Origin of the sequence: Raineya orbicola (assembly GCF_002843425.1) — a bacterium.
GTDB lineage: Bacteria > Bacteroidota > Bacteroidia > Cytophagales > Thermonemataceae > Raineya > Raineya orbicola.
This window is the reverse complement of the sequence record NZ_NKXO01000016.1, coordinates 29,539-47,861: the sequence shown is the minus strand read 5'-3', so window position 1 is coordinate 47,861 and position 18,323 is coordinate 29,539. Positions and strand designations below refer to the sequence as shown.

Below are 18,323 nucleotides of genomic sequence, written 5' to 3'. Positions count from 1 at the left end.
ATTGCAAATAAAGTTTCTAAAAATAACTATTCTGTTTTTACAAAAAACTTTCTAAAACTAGTTTGAATTTCCTCTTTAATATCAGAAATTTTAATTTGCAGGACTATATTTTTATTTTCATCATAAACTATCAAGGTAGGATTTGAATCTTGATATTTTCCATTGTTTTTAATAGTCATACACTTGTGCATTATAGCACTTCCACATTCTACTATAAGAGTACCATTAGGACCTGGTGAAATTCCTTTCCAGTTGCCCATAATAATAATATCATTAGGGTTATCTGGATCTGGTAACTCTATTGGTGGAGGAGGGCTAAAAAAGGTAGATACTTCTTGCCCATTTGAATAAAATGAGAAAAAAAAGAAAATCGAGCAGAAAAATAAAAGATATTTCATAATGATAAATGGTTAAGTTTAAAAATACTCTGCAACGTTGCGATACAAAATAACAAAAAAAAAAAAAAAAAACAAGAAAAAAAGTTTTTTTTTTACCTTTGCCTTGCAAATTTCCGAAACAGGGGTGCCTTAATACAACGGGCTGAGAACATACCCTTTGAACCTGATGCAGATAATGCTGCCGCAGGGAGTTAAGGTAAGAAGCAGGTGGAGCTACCCCCTTGAAGCTCCTATTGTTTCACAATTTAACTTTTCAATTTTTTATGAAATCTACAATTGTCTGCTTTTCAGCAGGCTTGCTTGTGCCTTACTTAGGTTTTGCACAACAAGCCACTCGCGACACTTTGCTTCAAGAAAAAGAAATTGAAGCTGTAACCGTTACGGGTATTCCGTACATTACAGAACTTACACGCTCTACGCTCAAAAAAACAGACCTGCAAAAGCGTAATTACGGGCAAGATATGCCATTTCTGCTCAATTTTACGCCTTCGGTAGTGATTACTTCCGATGCAGGAGCAGGGGTGGGTTATACGAGTATGCGTGTGCGAGGCTCTGACCCAACTCGCATCAACACTACTATCAATGGCATTCCGCTCAACGATGCCGAGTCGCAAGGTGTATTTTGGGTAGATTTGCCTGATTTGGCTTCTTCAGCTACTTCGGTTACCTTGCAAAGAGGGGTAGGCACTTCTACCAATGGGGCAGGAGCTTTCGGGGCAAGCCTGAACATACAAACCTTTGATAAACCCACCGACCAACCCTTCGCTGAATTTAACAACTCTTGGGGCAGTTTCAATACTTGGAAACATACCTTGCAGGCTTCTACGGGAAAAATGCAAAATGGCTTCGTGGTAGATGCTCGTCTTTCTAAAATCAAATCTGATGGCTTTATTGAAAGGGCTTTTTCAGACCTTTTGGGAGTGTATCTTTCAGGAGGCTATTATGGCAAAAATACTACTTTGCGGCTTGTTACTTTGCAAGGCAGAGAGCGTACCTATCAGGCTTGGAATGGTGTTCCTGAGGATAGATTGAAAGAAAACAGGCGTTTCAACGTCTATGACTACGAAAATCAGGTGGATAACTACAACCAAAACCACTATCAAGCCATACTTGACCAGCAAATTACTAGTAACCTCAAAGCTAATGTTTCGCTTTTTTACGTAAGAGGCTTTGGTTATTACGAGGAGTTTAAGAAAAAGGATAAGTTTTCCAAATACGGCTTGCCCGATGTGGTAATAGGTTCAACAACTATTGAGAAAAGCGATATTATTCGCCGCCGTTGGCTGGATAATCATTTCTACGGAGGTGTTTATTCTTTGGATTATACGCAAAAAACTTGGAATTTCATTTTAGGAGGTGGTTGGAACAGATACGAAGGCAAACATTTTGGCGAAATCATTTGGGCTGAATTTGCCCCTAATGCTCCTATTCGCTATCGCTACTATGATAACGATGCTATTAAAGTGGATTTTAATCAGTTCTTAAAAATTGCCAATGAGTGGAACTTGGGCAACAACAGCAAAATTTCTGCTTTTGTTGATGGGCAATATCGTTACATTGGTTACAACTTTTTAGGCTTTGACCAAAATCTGCAAAGCACCCAACAAGATGCTGAATTTCATTTTTTCAACCCCAAAGCAGGAGTTGATTATGCTTGGCAGAAACATCGCATTTATGCTTTGTGGGGCATTGCTCACCGAGAGCCTAATCGCAATGATTTTGTAGAATCTACGCCTGCGAGCCGTCCCAAAGCAGAGCGTCTGAACAATGTAGAACTTGGCTACCAAATCACTTGGAGCAGAGCTAACCTCAAAATCAATAACTTTTTAATGGATTACACGAATGAGCTGATTTTGACAGGCAAGGTAAATGACGTAGGAGCATACACACGTACCAACGTGCCTCGTAGCCGTAGAATAGGGGTAGAGTTAGAAGGCAATGTAGAACTTTCTAAAAAATGGATTTGGCAAGCCAGCTTTACATTGAGCCAAAATAAAATTCCTGAATTTACGGAATTTGTTGATGATTACGATAATGGCACACAAGTAAGTTTTACCTACCAGAATGTAGATTTGGCTTTTTCACCTCGCATCATTGCCGCCCAACAGCTTACTTTTAAGCCTTGGAATGCTTTTGAAATAGGATTGCTTTCTAAATACGTGGGCAAGCAGTATCTGGATAACACCCAAAACGAAAACCGCAAACTTGATGCCTTTTTTGTGAATGATGTACGCTTCGCTTACACAGTTCCTACCTTCAAAGGCTTGAAAGAGCTACGATTAGGACTTTTGGTGAATAACATTTTCAATGAGGAATATGAGCCTAATGGTTATACTTTTGGCTACATTGTAGGCGGGCAAAGATTGTGGGAAAACTATTACTACCCGCAAGCAGGAACTAATTTTCTGCTTAATGTAGGTTTGAAATTCTAATCATAAAGCAAAAATTTTTCATAAAGCGACTACATCAACGGCGAGGTAGTCGCTTTTTTTTGAGTAACTTATAGGAACTTTCTGACATTCAAGCAAAATTTCAATACTTTTGCAGAAAAAATAAACTAATAGCAAAATATGTATCAACGCGAGGCGGGTATTATACGACTTTCGCCGAAATTTGGGCATAGTCGTTATTATTATTTAAGGAAGTTGGCTCAGGAAATAAGGCGTGTTGTAGCAGTGTATCTCAAGCCTTTACAGAAAGTTTCAAGAATAGCGGATTTTGGCTGTGGGAATATGCCTTACAAAATTCTTTTTGAGCCTTTTTGTGAAAAATACATCGGTATTGATTTGCCTGAAAATCCCTACGCCGATATTCATATTTTTTCTGATGGAAAGGTAAATATAGGCGACCATCAAATACAAGTAGTGCTTTCTACGCAAGTTCTGGAACACGTGCCTAATCCTAATTTTTACTTACAAGAGGCACATCGTATATTAGAGAAAAATGGCTTGCTGATACTTACTACTCACGGCTATTGGATGTTTCACCCCGACCCTACGGATTTTTGGCGTTGGACATCTATGGGTTTGCGTAAAATTATTGAAGAAGCAGGTTTCGAGATTTTGGAATTTAGAGGCATTGTGGGAAGAAGTGCAATAGGTATGCAATTGGTACAAGATGGGTTAATGTTTAAGCTACCGAAGTTTTTGCGTTTTTTGCTTACAATCCCGATGCAGGGTTTAATTTTTTTACTTGATAAAACCCACTCGCAGAAAGCTCGCAATGCCGATGCGGGAAATTTTGTGGTAGTGGCAAGAAAAAAGTAAGTTCTTGATTTTTAAGAAAAAACTCCCCAAAAATTTGGGGAGTTGATGAGTAAATTTTTATTACAAGCCGAGCATAGCTTTGTAGGTATCGGCATCCATCAGATTATTCATTTCTGAAAGGTTCGTAGGTTTGATTTTAATCATCCAACCTTTGCCATAAGGGTCTGAATTAACCAGTTCGGGACTTCCCGAAAGTGTATCATTAAATTCTAAAATTTCACCACCTATGGGCATAAAAAGATCTGAAACGGTTTTTACGGCTTCCACAGTGCCAAAAACGGCATTGGCTTCTAAGGTTTGCCCTACGCTGGTAATATCTACATACACAATATCCCCCAATTCTTTTTGGGCGTGGTCGCTGATACCTATGTAGGCAAATTCACCTTCAAGGCGTACCCACTCGTGTTCTTTGGAGTATTTGAGGTTACTTGGAAAATTCATAAGGTTTCATTTATATTTTTTGTGGAACAATAAACAGCGAACTGATAGACTCATACTCGTGTACGCTACGAATAGCTTTGGCAAAAAGCGGAGCAACACTCAATACCGTGATTTTAGAGCATTGTTTTTTTAGCGGTATGGTATCAGAAACAATCACTTCTTCCAAAACCGAATTTTCAATATTTTCATAGGCTTTTCCTGAAAGTACAGGGTGCGTACAAACTGCTCTAACACTTCTTGCTCCTTTTTCTTTGATGATTTGAGCGGCTTTGGTGATAGTTCCGCCTGTATCAATAATATCATCAACAATCACCACATCAGCACCTTCTACATCACCAATAATTTGCATAGCGGCGATTTCATTGGCACGTTTTCGGTGTTTATCACATACAACCATATCAGCGGCAAAAATGGTAGCAAAAGCTCTGGCTCTGCCCACGCCTCCCACATCAGGGGCGGCAAAAACCATTTTGGGTAAGTTCAGACTTTGCAGATAAGGGGCAAACACTACTTGCCCGTCAAGATGATCCACAGGAAAGTCAAAGAAACCTTGAATTTGTCCTGCGTGTAAATCGCAAGTGATGAGCCTATCGGCACCTGCGGCAGAAAGCAAATTAGCAACCAATTTGGCAGCAATAGCTACACGAGGTTTATCTTTTCTATCTTGGCGGGCATAGCCAAAGTAAGGCATCACTACCGTAACATATTGAGCCGAAGCACGCCGAGCCGCATCAATCATCAGGAGCAATTCCATTAGGTTATCGGCAGGAGGGAAGGTAGATTGTATCAAAAACACATTACACCCACGCACCGACTCAGTGAAACTGGGGCTGATTTCCCCATCACTAAATCTTTGAATAGCTATTTCGCCTAAATCCTTACCATATTCTAATGCAATTTTTTCAGCCAAATAGCGTGAGGCTGTGCCTGAAAAAAGTTTTACAAATGCTGGATTTGCCATAAAAATTTTTTTGCAAACTTACAATTCTTTTTGGAAAAACCTTTGGAGAAAGGTTACAATTTTTTCAAAGTAGCATAAACCAACTAAATGGTACTAAAATTGTATTTGCTTTTATTTGTGGTTCTTTGAAATTATCTGTAACAAGCAAATTGTATCGGCTATCTATACGAACTTTTATCAGTTGTTGGATATTTTTTTTATGAGTACCAATTTCTAAAATTATAGGGCTTTCTCTTGTTTCTATGATTATGTCGGGGTTTGCTTCCTTGCTTGCTGAATGAAAAGAAATAATAAGTTCTGGCAAAATTCTTTTCAAGTACATTACAATGGTATCCTCTAAAAGCTTACTCTGGAAATGTTTGGGTAAATTTTCTCCGTAAATGGTAGTTAGCAAAGCCCTACGCAAAGAGGGAGACATAAAAAATGCCTTACGATTTTTGAGAATTCTGCCCTCAAAACTTGCGTATGGGGGTAAGATATGTAATATTTCGGCGTTGGCTAAAAAGTTTAGCAAGTTATTGATTTCTAATTGTTTAATTCCAATTGCTTTGGATAAACTATCAGGATTTATTTCATCTGAACCTGCTAATCGTAAAAGTAGTTTTTCGGCATTGTGAAAATTATGCAAATTTGTAGCGAGCCCTTCTAATTTGGGAATATCCTCATAAACCACTCTTTTGAGCATTTCAAGGATAGCATCGGTGATAGCTGATGGCTCTTTATACATCAAAAAACTTGGAATATTCTGATAGTTAATGTAATTTTCTTGTAATTCAGTCAAATCCCATTTTTTTTCCTGAATTTTTTGGAAATAATTTGAAATGTTTGTTTGAACATTTTGCAATTTTTCATAGGATTCGGTTGCCGAATTGCTGAAAAAAAGAGCTTCTTTCAGTTTGTGGCTTAAGTTTTTTTCAGGCAGGATAGTTTCAGAAGAGAGTAAGAATGTTTTAGCTGTTACAAATTCAATAAATTTGAATGGATAAATTTTTTCTATTTTCATTCTGCGGGCTAAATCGGCGGTGTTTTTAAGCAGTAGAGCAGATGAACCAGTACAAAGAATAAAAGCCGTACGTGCTTCATCATAAAGAATTTTGAGTGCTGAAGCCCATTTTTCATCTTCTTGAACTTCATCAAACAGAAAAACAATAGGCTCTGAAAGTTGGTTAAAGCTCTTTTGAAGAATGTTTTTCTGGAATTCTTGCAAGGCTTGTAGTAAACTGATACCTAAATTGCTGAGAATGTTAATGTTGAAAAAGAAAATCTTTGCACAATGATGTTTATAGATAAAGTCAGCTATTTGCCACATTAACGTAGTTTTTCCTGTTCCTCGCAGACCTACGAGGCTAATCATACGAGGTTCTGTTCCTTGGGTGAAAAAATCTTTTGCATATTTTTGCAGTAAAACAAAAGCGGTACGTTTAGGATAAGCCTTTTGTATAATGGGGTGTTTTAAGCGGCTTTCTAAACTTTGTGGGTTGATGGATGTATTTTGTAATAAATAGTGTAAATTTTCAAGCATAATTTATCTGTGAGCATACTGCTCTGTATAATATTTCTGATACTCTCCCGAAGTTACTTGATGTAACCATTTTTCATTCGCCAAATACCAATCTACGGTTTTTTCCAAGCCTTCTTCAAATTGTAAAGTAGGTTTCCAGCCAAGCTCATTCATAATTTTAGAGGCATCAATAGCGTAGCGGAGGTCGTGTCCTGCACGGTCGGTAACGAAAGTAATGAGCTTTTCGCTTTCACCTTCGGCTCTGCCAAGTTTTCTATCCATAATTTTGCAAAGCAGACGCACCACATCAATATTTTTCCATTCGTTGAAGCCTCCAATATTGTAAGTTTCGCCAATTTTACCTTGATGGAAAACCAAATCTATGGCTTGGGCGTGGTCAATGACATAGAGCCAATCGCGTATATTTTCACCTTTCCCGTAAATAGGCAGAGGCTTGTAATGCTTTATGTTATTGATACACAAAGGAATAAGTTTTTCGGGAAATTGATTAGGTCCGTAGTTGTTTGAGCAGTTGGAAATGAGTATAGGAATTTTATAGGTATTATGATAGGCTCTTACGAAGTGGTCGGAACTGGCTTTGGAGGCTGAATATGGCGATTTAGGGTCATAAGGAGTTTTTTCAGTAAAGAATTCATCGGGGTTGTGCAGTGAGCCATACACTTCATCGGTAGAAACGTGGTAAAAGATATGTTCCTCTAAATTATCTTTCCAAGCGTTTTTGGCAACATTTAGCAAATTCACCGTGCCAATAACGTTAGTCATTACGAACTGAATAGGATTGAGTATAGACCTATCCACGTGAGACTCTGCCGCCAAATGTATTACCCCTTTGAAATCGTGTAGAGCAAAGAGTTTTTCTAAAAAATCTACATCACAAATATCACCTTTGATGAAAGTGTAATTAGGTTCATTTTCAATATCTTGCAAATTCATCAAATTGCCTGCATAGGTGAGGGAGTCAAGGTTGTAAATGTGATAGTTGGGATACTTCTTTACAAAAAGTCGTACTACGTGAGAACCAATAAAGCCTGCACCACCCGTAATGAGAATTTTTATTGCTGACATAGTAAGTTTTTGAAGGTTTTAGGCTCAAAAAGTTTATTTTTACAAAACAAAAATTTCTAATCCTTATCTCTTATCTCCTATTTCCTGTCTCTTGTCTCCTGTCTCCTGTCTCCTGTCTCTTGTCTCTTGTCTCCTATCTCACTCATTACCATTCTCCTACGCTAATATTCTGATAAGTTGTGATACCAAGTTTGTGTTTTTCAGCAAGCATTTCCATAATGCCATCTTTCAAGCCCAATCCTGGAACTAAAATTTCCTTGATTTTTGCCCATTTCATTACCGAAAGATATACATTAGAAGCAGGTGTAATTACATCGGCTCGGTCGGGATTTAGCTCCCATTCATTGATAAGTTCTTCCAAAGTATATTTAGAAAGCCTTTGTACAACTTCTTCAATTTCTTTGATAGTAAGCGACTTAGATTTTTTTCGGGCAAGTTCCCAAATTTTATTGATATTACCACCAATACCTACCGCTGTAATTTTAGGTACTACATCACGAATATTCTTTTCTACCCAATTTTGCATTTCTTGCCAGTCTTTTGCTGAAACGGCATTTTCCAAAAGCCTCACCGAACCCACAGGAAAAGATTTACTTGCTAACACTTTTTTTTGGGAAAAAAGCGTAACTTCTGTACTGCCACCGCCCACATCTATATGCAAATAGTTTTTATCATCTAAAACTCGCAAAAGTCCTTTATTAACGATTTCGCTTTCTTGGTCTCCTGAAATAATCTGCAAACGCAAGTCAAGTTCTTTTCTAACTTTTTCGGCGATTTCAGTTCCATTACGAGCTTCACGCATTGCCGAAGTAGCCAGAGCAAGGTAGTCATCAACCTGATGCAATTCCATTAGAATTTTATAGGCTTGCAAAAGTTTCAGAATGTCTTTTTCCTTAGCTGAGCTAATTTCTCTATTTCTGAACACTTCCAAGCCCAAACGTAAGGGAAAACGGACATATTCTACTTTCTTGAAAGAAATGCTTTCAGCGTGATACAACACACTGCTGATTTGCATACGAGCGGCGTTAGAGCCAATATCTATTGCGGCAAATTTCATTGTGCAAACTTACGAGGCAAAAATAAAAATTGCAAAGGTTTGTAAGAAAAAATTGGTTTAATCAATTTTAGGACGATAAAACCAAAGTACATCACTCAAAGAAACACCTAAACGTGCTTCAATGTAGCGTTCTTGCAAGCCATTGCGAGAAAGGTTGCCTCTTTGCCCTGCAATAATGCCCAAGTGTAGATAAGTAAGTTTGCCTTGCCCGCCTGAAAAAGCAAAAGAACCACCTAAAGAAAAGTTGGTTTCGGCAAGTGTTTTTCCTTCAATTTGTAAGATTTGTGGCGTATGATTGAAACCTATGCGATAGGTACTTCTGTTCAAAAATTTATTAGAGCCGAATTCAGGTGTCCATTCGCCGCCAATGGCAAAAGTAAGGCGATTAGTCAGTTGTGTATCGGGTATATCAAAACGCCTGAACTGCGACCAATTTTGTGAAATCATTTCGGCGTGTATGGTGTAATGGTTTAATTTTTCGTAAGAAACACCTACTCGCAAGCGAGCGGGTAAGAAAGTTTTACCTTTTATAGTGGTAAGTGTATCTACAAAAGAAGGAGCAATCAGGTTATTACCAAAGAAATCGCGTTTTTCAAAAGCCTCAAAACGCTTGGTTTTCATTTGTGCCGAGAGGTCGTAAGTAAGCCCAAAATTCAAAAACTTGCGGTCTTTTTCCAAAGGGTAGCGGTACGAAGTACCCACATTCCAAGTAATTTGGTTGATATTATCTCTTTGGAGAAAAGCTATTCGGCTATTTTGCCCCGAAGCAATGAGTTCTGTAACCGATTCGCGTGTGAGATTGCCAAAAAGATAAGACATCTTTACGCCTAAACTCAAATTTTTGATAGGCATAAAACCATTAGCCCAAAAAAAGTTATTCAGTCCGCCTTCGCCCTTGAAAGTGTAGTACGCAAAAAAATCGGAGTTTTCTACTTTTGCAGAAGTTTCGGTAAGGTATTCTAAATAGCTGTATGGTTGCAAACCAATGGCACTCGTCCATTTCTTGGTAATAGGCAAAGCCAATGTGGCATAATTGAAATTCCCCGTAGTAAAACTTTGTTGGGCTTTATCGGAGCGAAGTTGCTGGATTTTGAAATTATAACCTGCATCAAAAATTACACTTCCATTCCGAACAAGGAGAGCAGGGTTTAGGGTATTTACCCAAAAAGAGTTGCTGGTACTTACGCCTACACTGCCCATAGATTGCTGGGCTATATTACCTTGGGGGGTAAGCATACCCAAGCCGAAACCAGAAAGAGGAGAGTTTTGAGAAAAAAGCTTTTGCATAAGCAAAAAGCAAATAGTAAAAAGAAATAGCTTGATTGAATGATTTTTCATAGATTAACTTTGTATTCAATATAAATTGTTTCAAGAAACCCAACGAGAAAGCTCGCGGCTTTAATCCCTGAACTTTGAACTTCAAACGAACTAATTGCTTGCCATAGGCAGATTGTACATCAAAATTTGGTTTAATCCGTAAAGTACAAGTTTTGGGATTGCAAAAGTACCTGCTTTTTTGATATTTTCAAAATAAATACTATCTCCACCACATAAAATAGTTTGCAAATCGGGGTGTAAAATTTGATAGTATTCACGCAAGCTATGAATTTCGCCCTTTACGCCATTTACAGCACCGCTCAGAATAGCTTCTTCAGTAGTAGTAGCAGTGATAGGCACTTCTTGTTCGGGTTTCCACTCTACAAGAGGTAATTTTTGGGTAAATTCGTGCATAGCTTTGAGCCGCATTTTTACGCCGGGGGCAATCATTCCACCCATAAATTTGTTATCGGCAGTTACAAAGTCGTAGGTTATGCAAGTACCTAGATCGATAACAAGGCAGGGCTTATCGGGAAAAAGAGCCTTTGCCCCAATTGCCGCCGCAAGCCTATCAGTACCGAGCGTTTGAGGGCTTTTGTAGCAATTTTCAATAGGTACAGGTACATTATTATCAAAAATTAGTGGTTTTTTGGGTAGTTTTCCTGCGAGTAAATCAGTATCTTTCCTTACAGAGCTAACAATAAAATTATCGGCATTGTAACTTTCAATAGTACGCAAAAGTAAATCTTGGTCTGTGGTTTCCAGACCTTCTACCAGACGATTATCCTCAAAAAGAGCTGTTTTAGAGCGTGTATTTCCTAAATCTATGGCTACATTTTTCATTGGAAGTCTGATTTGATTTTGGGGTTTGATGTGTCTGCACTTGAACCCTTTCACTTAAATCTTTCATTTTTTGGCTCAAAATTAGCAAATATCATTCCAAACAATCAAGAATTTGTCTAAAAGATTTTGCATAAGGAAAACATTTTTTTACGGATAAAGTTGTATTTTGCAAGCAAAAAACATTTCAACCCTAAAATTTACTTCTATGGCAGATGCTTATATTTATGATGCACTTCGCACACCACGTGGTAAAGGTAAAGCCGAAGGGGCTTTGCATACTATTCAACCCGTGGAACTAGTGAGTACCTTGCTAAAAACATTGCGAGAAAAAAATCAATTAGATACAAGTCTGATTGAAGATATTATCTTGGGTTGTGTTACGCCTATTGGCGAACAAGGGGCAGATATTGCCCGCACAGCGGCATTGGTAGCGGGTTATGCCCAAACGACGGCAGGGGTGCAAATCAATCGGTTTTGCTCTTCAGGTTTGGAGGCTATCAATATGGCGGCGGCATACATTATGTCGGGGCAAATAGAGGCTATCATTGCAGGAGGGGTAGAGTCTATGTCAAGAATACCGATGGGGTCTGATGGGGGAGCATTATTTACCAGTCCTGCCATTATTGCCAAGCATAAAATTGTTCCACAAGGCATTTCTGCGGATTTAATTGCTACCAAATATGGCTACTCTCGTACTGACTTGGATACTTATGCGGTACATTCTCATCAAAGAGCTTACAAAGCTCAAAGTGAAGGATATTTCAAGAAATCTATTGTACCTGTCAAAGACCAAGCAGGTTTTGTGATTTTAGATAAAGACGAAACCATTCGCCCTGATACTACTTTGGAAACTCTTGCCAAACTTCCTCCTTCTTTTGCTATGATGGGGCAGATGGGTGGTTTGGACGGCTTGGCTCAGTTGCGTTATCCCGAAGTAGAACGCATAGAACATTTACATCACGCAGGAAACAGCTCGGGTATTGTAGATGGGGCTTCTGTTACGCTTTTGGGTAGCAAAGAATTTGGCGAAAAAACAGGCTTGAAGCCGAGAGCAAAAGTGAAGGCTTTTACTATCATTGGCTCCGAACCTACCATTATGCTCACAGGACCTGTGCCTGCGGTGCAGAAACTTCTTAAAAAGCAGGGTATGCAAGCCAATGATATTGACCTTTATGAAGTAAATGAAGCCTTTGCGGTTGTGCCATTGTATTTTATGGATATGCTTGGCATCTCTCACGACAAAATAAATGTGAATGGCGGTGCTATCGCTATGGGGCACCCCTTGGGAGCAACAGGTTCAGTAATTTTAGGAACATTGTTAGATGAATTAGAGCGAAGAAATTTACAAACAGGACTTGCAACACTCTGCGTTGGTGGCGGTATGGGAATTGCAACAATTATTGAAAGGGTGTAAGCTCGGAATTTGAACTTTCCTGACAAAAGCCCCTAAATAATCATTAAATTTTGTAGGGGCGAAAAGAATAAAAAAGCAAAGGCTGTCTGAAAAAGACAGCCTCACTCTTTCTTTGTAGCGGAGGCAGGACTCGAACCTGCGACCTTCGGGTTATGAGCCCGACGAGCTACCAACTGCTCTACCCCGCGATGTAATTTGCGAGTGCAAAGGTACGAATAAAAATATACTTTGCAAACTTTTTTGTGAAAATTTTTATTTTTTTGCAAAGCATATCACAAAAATATACCTTTGCAAGACCTTGAAGTTAATTTTTATGCAGTATCAAAGCCAAGATATAAGTCGTTTCAACTTTTTAGTTACAGGCGGTGCAGGTTTTATAGGCTCCAATATTGTTGCCTATTTGATTGATAATCAGGCGAAAAAAATTAGAATTTTGGATAACCTATCTACGGGTTATCTAAAAAATATAGAGCCTTTCCTTAGCCTTCCGAATGTAGAGTTTATTCAAGGGGATATAGCGTCGGTAGAGATGTGTTTGCGTGCTTGCGAAGGGATTGATTATGTGTTTCATCAAGCCGCTTTGGGTTCGGTGCCTCGTAGTATTCAGAACCCACTAGCAAGCCACGAAGCCAATGTTACGGGATTTCTGAATATTCTTTGGGCTTGTAAAGAAAATAAAGTAAAACGCTTGGTGTATGCTTCTTCTTCTTCAGTATATGGCGATAGTCCCATTTTACCTAAAAAAGAACACCAAATAGGCAAGCCACTTTCGCCTTATGCCCTTACCAAATCTATCAATGAGCAATACGCAGAAGTATTTGCACGTGTATATGGCACTGAAAGCATAGGCTTACGCTATTTTAATGTTTTTGGCTATAATCAAAGTCCCGAAGGGGCTTATGCGGCGGTGATACCACTTTTTATGAAAGCCTTGCAGTCCCAAAAATCTCCTATCATACACGGCGATGGTAAGCAAACACGTGATTTTACTTTTGTAGAAAATGCCGTACAAGCTAATATTAGGGCAATGTTTGTAGAAAATCCCGAAGCTGTGAATCGTGTGTATAATATTGCTTGTGGTGAGCAACTTTCGGTGCTTGAAATTTTTGAAATTTTGCGAGATTTTTTTAAGGTGGATATTGAACCTCAATTTACCGAATCACGCAAAGGTGATATTCGTGATAGCCTTGCCGATATTTCTGATGCTCAGAAATTCTTGGGATACAAGCCTACTATTTTTGCCAAAGAAGGCTTAAAACTTACGGCTGAGTGGTTCAGGGAAAATCTTTAAGCTGTGGCTACAATTTTGAGAATATCTTCAACAATTTCCCTGCTATTAGAAAGACGTGGAACTTTGTATTGCCCACCCAATCTGCCTTTACGTTTGAGCCACTCGTAAAAAGTACCCGTAGGCAAACTATGCACAACAGGTTTTTGCAGGGCTAAATCCTGATAGCGTTTGGCATCATAATCGGAATTGACTTCTCGGAGGGTTTTATCTAAAATTTCTACAAAGAAGTTCAAATCAGTGGGTTGTTGTTCAAATTCTATAAGCCACTCGTGTCCGCCTTTACTGCCATCACCTATGTAAATAGGGCAAGCAGTGAAATCTACAATGGTAGCGTGTGTGTATTCACAGGCTTTGGCGATGGCTATATCTGCATTTTCTACCATCAGCTCCTCGCCAAAAGCGTTGATGAAATGTTTGGTTCTGCCTGTAATCTTGATACGATACGGATTGAGCGAAGTGAATTTCACGGTATCACCAATTCTATAACGCCATAAACCACCATTGGTAGAAATAACCATAGCATAATTGGTATCGGGTTCTACCTCCGAAATGGTTAGCGTTTTGGGAAAGGGCTTATCCCACTCATCAATAGGAACAAATTCATAAAAAATACCATAGTCCAGCATCAGAAGCATATCATCGCGGCTCATATCGTCTTGCAAGCCAAAAAAGCCTTCGGAAGCATTATAGACTTCCATATATTTGAGATTGGGGGCAATTTGGTTGAAAAGTGTTCTGTAAGGTTGAAAAGCCACTGCCCCGTGAAAAAAGACTTCCAGATTTTCCCAAACTTCGTGAATATTTTTTTTGCCTGTAATTTCTAAAATTCTTTGCAAAAGCACTACCATCCACGTAGGCACGCCCAAAAGACTTGTAATGTTTTGGTGCATAGTTTCTTGTGCCATTCGCTCAATTTTTTCCTCCCATTTAGCAAGCATAGCAACCTCTAAGCTGGGAACTCGTAATTTTTGAGCCCAAGCGGGGAGTTGTTGGGTAACAACCGCAGAAACATCACCATAAAAAACTCCTTTGGTTTCAATACTTTCTTGGAATGTACCGCCAATACCTAAACCTTTTCCAAGAGCAAATTTTGTTTGGGGGTTATTCTCTAAATACAAGGCAATTAAATCTTTACCACCCTGAAAATGGCATTTTATAAGTGATTCTCGCGAAACAGGAATAAACTTACTTCTTGCGTTAGTTGTTCCTGATGATTTGGCAAACCAATGAATAGGGGAGTTCCAAAGAATATTTTGCTCTCCTTTCATCATTCGCATAATGTAAGGGGCAATTTCTTCGTAAGCGGATACAGGTACTCTTTGGGTAAATTGTTCAATATTGCGAATAGAAGCGTAGTCATATTTTTTACCCCATTCGGTAGATTTGGCTTTGTTAATCAGGTAAAAGAATTGTCTTTCTTGCACTTCGGCGGCGTTTTGCATAAAATGCTTAATGCGGCGATAAGGAAAATGCAAGATTTTTTTTATCAGTGGTAATGCCAAACGTACTAACCCATTCATACGAAATACAAAATCAGGAAAAAATACAGAAAGTAGGAGCAATTTTTGAAATAATAACTGCAAAATTATAGCTTTTTGCTTGTAAAGTCAAATTTTACTTTGCCACAATTTGAAAAATTTGCTTATTTGCACCTTGCTAAAACTAAAAGCTATGATAGGAAAAATTGCACTCGTTACAGGAGCAACTTCGGGGATAGGGGAAGCTACAGCTCGGCTTTTTGCTCAAAAGGGCTTGCGAGTGATTATTTGTGGCAGAAGAAAAGAACGCTTGAAAGAATTAGAAGCAGAGCTTTCTAAAATTACAGAGGTTTATACCCTTTCCTTTGATGTAAGCCAGCAGAAAGAAGTTGCCGAAAGTCTTAATTCTTTGCCAAATGAATGGAAAAGTATAGATATTTTGGTGAATAATGCGGGGAACGCCCACGGATTAGAGCCTATTCAGGCGGGCAGATTGAGTGATTGGGAAGCGATGATTGATATAAACCTCAAAGGGTTGCTTTATGTAACGCAGTGTATTTTGCCACAAATGGTAGAGCGAGAAACGGGTCATATTGTCAATATTGGTTCTATTGCGGGCAAAGAAGCCTATCCCAATGGGAACGTATATTGTGCCTCCAAGGCGGCGGTAGATAGTCTTACGAAAGGTATGCGTATAGACTTGAATCCGTATGGTATAAGAGTTACGCAAATAGCCCCAGGACTCGTAGAAACAGAGTTCTCGTTAGTACGCTTCAAAGGAGATGCACAGAGAGCTAAAAAGGTGTATGAAGGCTACCAGCCGCTTTCAGCCCAAGATATTGCTGATGCAATTTGGTATGCGGTTGCGGCACCTGCTCACGTACAAATTGCTGATATAGTCATTTTCCCAACAGCACAGGCTTCGGCAACCATTGTTAAGAAAAAAACCTGAACGCAAAGCGAACAGGTTTTTTAGATTTATTAGGGTTTATTTTGTTTCGGCTTTTGTTTGTTTTTTTCTTCTTCCAGAGCCTTTTTCTCGTCAAATTTTTCGTCTTTGTGTTGCTTGTTAGGGTCGTATCGGTCTTTGATTTCAACTCCTTCTACTTCAAGCACTTCAAACTCTACGCGTCTGTTTTTAGCTCTGCCTTCTTTGGTATTGTTGGTAGCAATAGGTTTGCTCTCACCAAAACCTTTCCAAGTCATACGTTCCATAGGGATACCCCGTTTGTTGATGTATGTATAAACGGATTTGGCACGGCGATTTGAAAGGTCAAGGTTGCGGTGGTCGGGACCTACGGCATCTGTATGAGCATAAATACCAATTTTGAGGGAAGGATTTTCAGCCATTAGCTGATAGATGTATTCTACTTCTTTTTCAGATTGTTTGGTGAGCTTATCTGAATTGAACTCGAAGTTGATATTATTTACTATCAAAACCATATTCTTTTTGAGGCGTTTGAGAAGCACAATTTTTTCAACTTTCTTTTTGTTGTCAATAATACTCATCGTATCGTTCTTGAAAAAGTAGCCTTTGGCAGTAACGTGCAGGTCAAACTTACCTGTGCCAATGTTTTCAACGGTGGTTTTGCTTACTTCTTGTTTATCAAAAACGCTTTTCTTGTTTTTGTCGGTGATGAGCAGATGTGAAGGCACAGGCTGGCGAGTTTCTTCATCAAGAATAATCACCACAGGTATATTTTGAGGTATGGGTATCAGTGGAATTTCAATCATATCACCTTCCTGATATTTTTGCAATTCTTGCGGTGTAAGTATGAGCGTTACAGGTTCAAAACCTTCTTTTTGGGCTACTATTTTGTAGGTTTTTTTCTTATGAAACGTACCTTCTACAATGCCATCTTCGCCAGAAAGGCTACTTGTAACTACTTCTTGAAGCGAAATATTCACACTGGTAGCTGGAATAGGCTTTTTGGTTTCGGCGTTAAGCGTAATGGCTTTCAGTGTGATGTAGTTGCCAAAAGGTTTGCCCGAGAATTTGTAGATATCATCTTGGGCATTGGCATTAGCTCTATCAGAGGATAGATAGCCTGCTCTGCCTGTGGCATCTACAATAATTCCGAAATCATCTTGCGAAGAGTTGAGTGGAACGCCTACATTTTCAGGTTTTACGAATTTGCCTTTGAGGTTTTCAGCAAAGAAAATATCTAAACCACCAAAACCGCCGTGTCCTGTGGAAGCAAAAAATAAATTACCTTTGCTATCCATAAAAGGGAACTCTTCTTTGCCTTCGGTGTTGATTTCCTTACCCAAATTGATAGGCTTGCCCCAAGCACCATTTTCCCATTTACACATATACAAATCGGTTTCGCCTAAACCGCCGGGCATATCGGAAGCGAAATAGAGTGTCTGTCCGTCAGGGGAAAGAGTGGGGTGTCCTACGCTGTACTCATCGCTGTTGTAAGCAAAAGGAGTAATATTCCCCCAAGAGCCATCGGGCAATTTTTCGGCAAAGAAAAGTTTGAGCTTATTGATTCCATCAGAGCTTTCTTTATACTTTCCTTCGTGATAGTTGTTGCGGGTAAAAATAACCTTATTGCCATTGTCATAGAACACAACAGGACCTTCGTGATAGCGAGTATTGATTTTTTTGTTGAAAATTTCAATGCCACTGCCGTCAGGATTGGTAACATACAAATCCAAAAAAGAAGATTTATTCCACTTAAATTCATCTTTTCGCCAGCCATTGCTTGAAGGGTGGCGATTGGAGCAGAATACGATTTTATCGCCTAAAAAAGCAGGGCTAAAATCAGAGCCATTGGAGGAGTTGAATGGGGCAGGCTCTATGGTGTAATCTTTGTTGTTTGCTAAAAGCGAGGGCATTTCGTTGTTGTAAAAATCTACAAATCTTTGCCCTCGGCTATCTTCATTATACACGTTGTACCATTTTTTTGCCTCTTCGTATTTACCTTCGCTGGCAAGAGCCTCGGCATAGTATAGCTTGTGAATGGATTTTGCCGTAGGTCTTTGCAAGACTTTGGCAAGCCACTTTTCAGCATTTTTGTTATCATTATTTTGCCTATAACATTCGGCAAGTTTCTCCTCCGAATCAGTATCATCAGGATTTTTAGCTAAAATACTTTCGTAATACTTAATGGCTTCGGCATAATGAAAATTGGTAAAATTTTTATCTGCCATTTTCTTTTTTATCCCTTGCCCACAGAGTAGAGCGGGCAAGAGAAATATCGCAAGGAATGTGATTTTTTTCATAACAAAAACTTTTAATTTTTGTGATAGACCCTCTTTTAAGTG

Annotated in this window: 15 protein-coding genes, 1 tRNA gene and 1 riboswitch; of the genes, 5 read left to right on the top strand and 11 right to left on the bottom strand. The window is 39.0% G+C overall.

What is annotated here, in order from left to right; genetic code table 11:
- Window positions 1–26 precede the first annotated feature (26 nt).
- Complete coding sequence (locus tag Rain11_RS06205) at window positions 27–398, bottom strand: hypothetical protein (protein ID WP_101358481.1); 372 nt, start codon at window positions 396–398, stop codon at window positions 27–29.
- Window positions 399–508: 110 nt separating this feature from the next.
- A riboswitch (TPP riboswitch) is annotated at window positions 509–605 on the top strand.
- Window positions 606–661: 56 nt separating this feature from the next.
- On the opposite strand from Rain11_RS06205, the gene Rain11_RS06200 reads away from it, so the two are divergent.
- Both Rain11_RS06200 and Rain11_RS06195 read left to right on the top strand, forming a co-directional pair.
- Window positions 662–2,830, top strand: coding sequence for a TonB-dependent receptor (locus Rain11_RS06200; protein WP_101358480.1), 2,169 nt, complete (start codon window positions 662–664; stop codon window positions 2,828–2,830).
- Window positions 2,831–2,968: 138 nt separating this feature from the next.
- Window positions 2,969–3,664 carry a class I SAM-dependent methyltransferase gene (locus Rain11_RS06195; protein ID WP_101358479.1) on the top strand — a complete coding sequence of 232 codons (696 nt, stop codon included), beginning with the start codon at window positions 2,969–2,971 and terminating at the stop codon, window positions 3,662–3,664.
- A 60-nt stretch (window positions 3,665–3,724) separates the two neighbouring features.
- Here Rain11_RS06195 and gcvH read toward each other — a convergent pair whose 3' ends face one another.
- The 7 genes from gcvH to Rain11_RS06160 form a co-directional block, all read right to left on the bottom strand.
- Window positions 3,725–4,105 carry a glycine cleavage system protein GcvH gene (gene gcvH, locus Rain11_RS06190; RefSeq protein ID WP_101358478.1) on the bottom strand — a complete coding sequence of 127 codons (381 nt, stop codon included), beginning with the start codon at window positions 4,103–4,105 and terminating at the stop codon, window positions 3,725–3,727.
- A gap of 10 nt (window positions 4,106–4,115) precedes the next feature.
- Complete coding sequence (locus Rain11_RS06185) at window positions 4,116–5,066, bottom strand: ribose-phosphate pyrophosphokinase (RefSeq protein ID WP_101358477.1); 951 nt, start codon at window positions 5,064–5,066, stop codon at window positions 4,116–4,118.
- Window positions 5,067–5,130: 64 nt separating this feature from the next.
- The gene (locus tag Rain11_RS06180) at window positions 5,131–6,588 is read right to left on the bottom strand and encodes an ATP-binding protein (RefSeq protein WP_101358476.1); all 1,458 of its coding nucleotides are present in this window, start codon (window positions 6,586–6,588) and stop codon (window positions 5,131–5,133) included.
- A gap of 3 nt (window positions 6,589–6,591) precedes the next feature.
- Window positions 6,592–7,653 carry a dTDP-glucose 4,6-dehydratase gene (gene rfbB, locus Rain11_RS06175; RefSeq protein ID WP_207764428.1) on the bottom strand — a complete coding sequence of 354 codons (1,062 nt, stop codon included), beginning with the start codon at window positions 7,651–7,653 and terminating at the stop codon, window positions 6,592–6,594.
- 145 nt (window positions 7,654–7,798) lie between these two features.
- Entirely contained in the window at window positions 7,799–8,710 is a 912-nt protein-coding gene (locus tag Rain11_RS06170; RefSeq protein ID WP_101358475.1) for a Ppx/GppA phosphatase family protein, read from the bottom strand.
- A 57-nt stretch (window positions 8,711–8,767) separates the two neighbouring features.
- On the bottom strand, window positions 8,768–9,997 hold the full coding sequence (locus Rain11_RS06165; protein ID WP_207764427.1) for a hypothetical protein: 1,230 nt from the start codon (window positions 9,995–9,997) through the stop codon (window positions 8,768–8,770).
- A 141-nt stretch (window positions 9,998–10,138) separates the two neighbouring features.
- Window positions 10,139–10,870, bottom strand: coding sequence for a type III pantothenate kinase (locus tag Rain11_RS06160; RefSeq protein WP_101358473.1), 732 nt, complete (start codon window positions 10,868–10,870; stop codon window positions 10,139–10,141).
- Between the two features lie 205 nt (window positions 10,871–11,075).
- Between Rain11_RS06160 and Rain11_RS06155 the strand changes: the two genes are divergently transcribed.
- Window positions 11,076–12,284 (top strand): acetyl-CoA C-acetyltransferase, encoded by a 1,209-nt coding sequence (locus Rain11_RS06155; RefSeq protein ID WP_101358472.1) that lies wholly within the window; start codon window positions 11,076–11,078, stop codon window positions 12,282–12,284.
- 115 nt (window positions 12,285–12,399) lie between these two features.
- Here the strand turns inward: Rain11_RS06155 and Rain11_RS06150 are convergent.
- Window positions 12,400–12,472: transfer RNA gene (locus tag Rain11_RS06150), tRNA-Met, on the bottom strand.
- Between the two features lie 125 nt (window positions 12,473–12,597).
- Here Rain11_RS06150 and Rain11_RS06145 point away from each other — a divergent pair.
- Window positions 12,598–13,575, top strand: a complete 978-nt coding sequence (locus Rain11_RS06145) for an SDR family oxidoreductase (RefSeq protein ID WP_101358471.1) — start codon at window positions 12,598–12,600, stop codon at window positions 13,573–13,575.
- On the opposite strand, the gene Rain11_RS06140 is transcribed toward Rain11_RS06145, so the two are convergent.
- Window positions 13,572–15,095 (bottom strand): GH3 auxin-responsive promoter family protein, encoded by a 1,524-nt coding sequence (locus tag Rain11_RS06140; RefSeq protein WP_101358505.1) that lies wholly within the window; start codon window positions 15,093–15,095, stop codon window positions 13,572–13,574. The genes Rain11_RS06145 and Rain11_RS06140 overlap by 4 nt on opposite strands.
- Window positions 15,096–15,246: 151 nt before the next feature.
- On the opposite strand from Rain11_RS06140, the gene Rain11_RS06135 reads away from it, so the two are divergent.
- On the top strand, window positions 15,247–16,005 hold the full coding sequence (locus Rain11_RS06135) for an SDR family oxidoreductase (RefSeq protein ID WP_101358470.1): 759 nt from the start codon (window positions 15,247–15,249) through the stop codon (window positions 16,003–16,005).
- Between the two features lie 29 nt (window positions 16,006–16,034).
- On the opposite strand, the gene Rain11_RS06130 is transcribed toward Rain11_RS06135, so the two are convergent.
- Entirely contained in the window at window positions 16,035–18,281 is a 2,247-nt protein-coding gene (locus Rain11_RS06130) for an OmpA family protein (RefSeq protein ID WP_165778086.1), read from the bottom strand.
- Window positions 18,282–18,323: the final 42 nt, after the last annotated feature.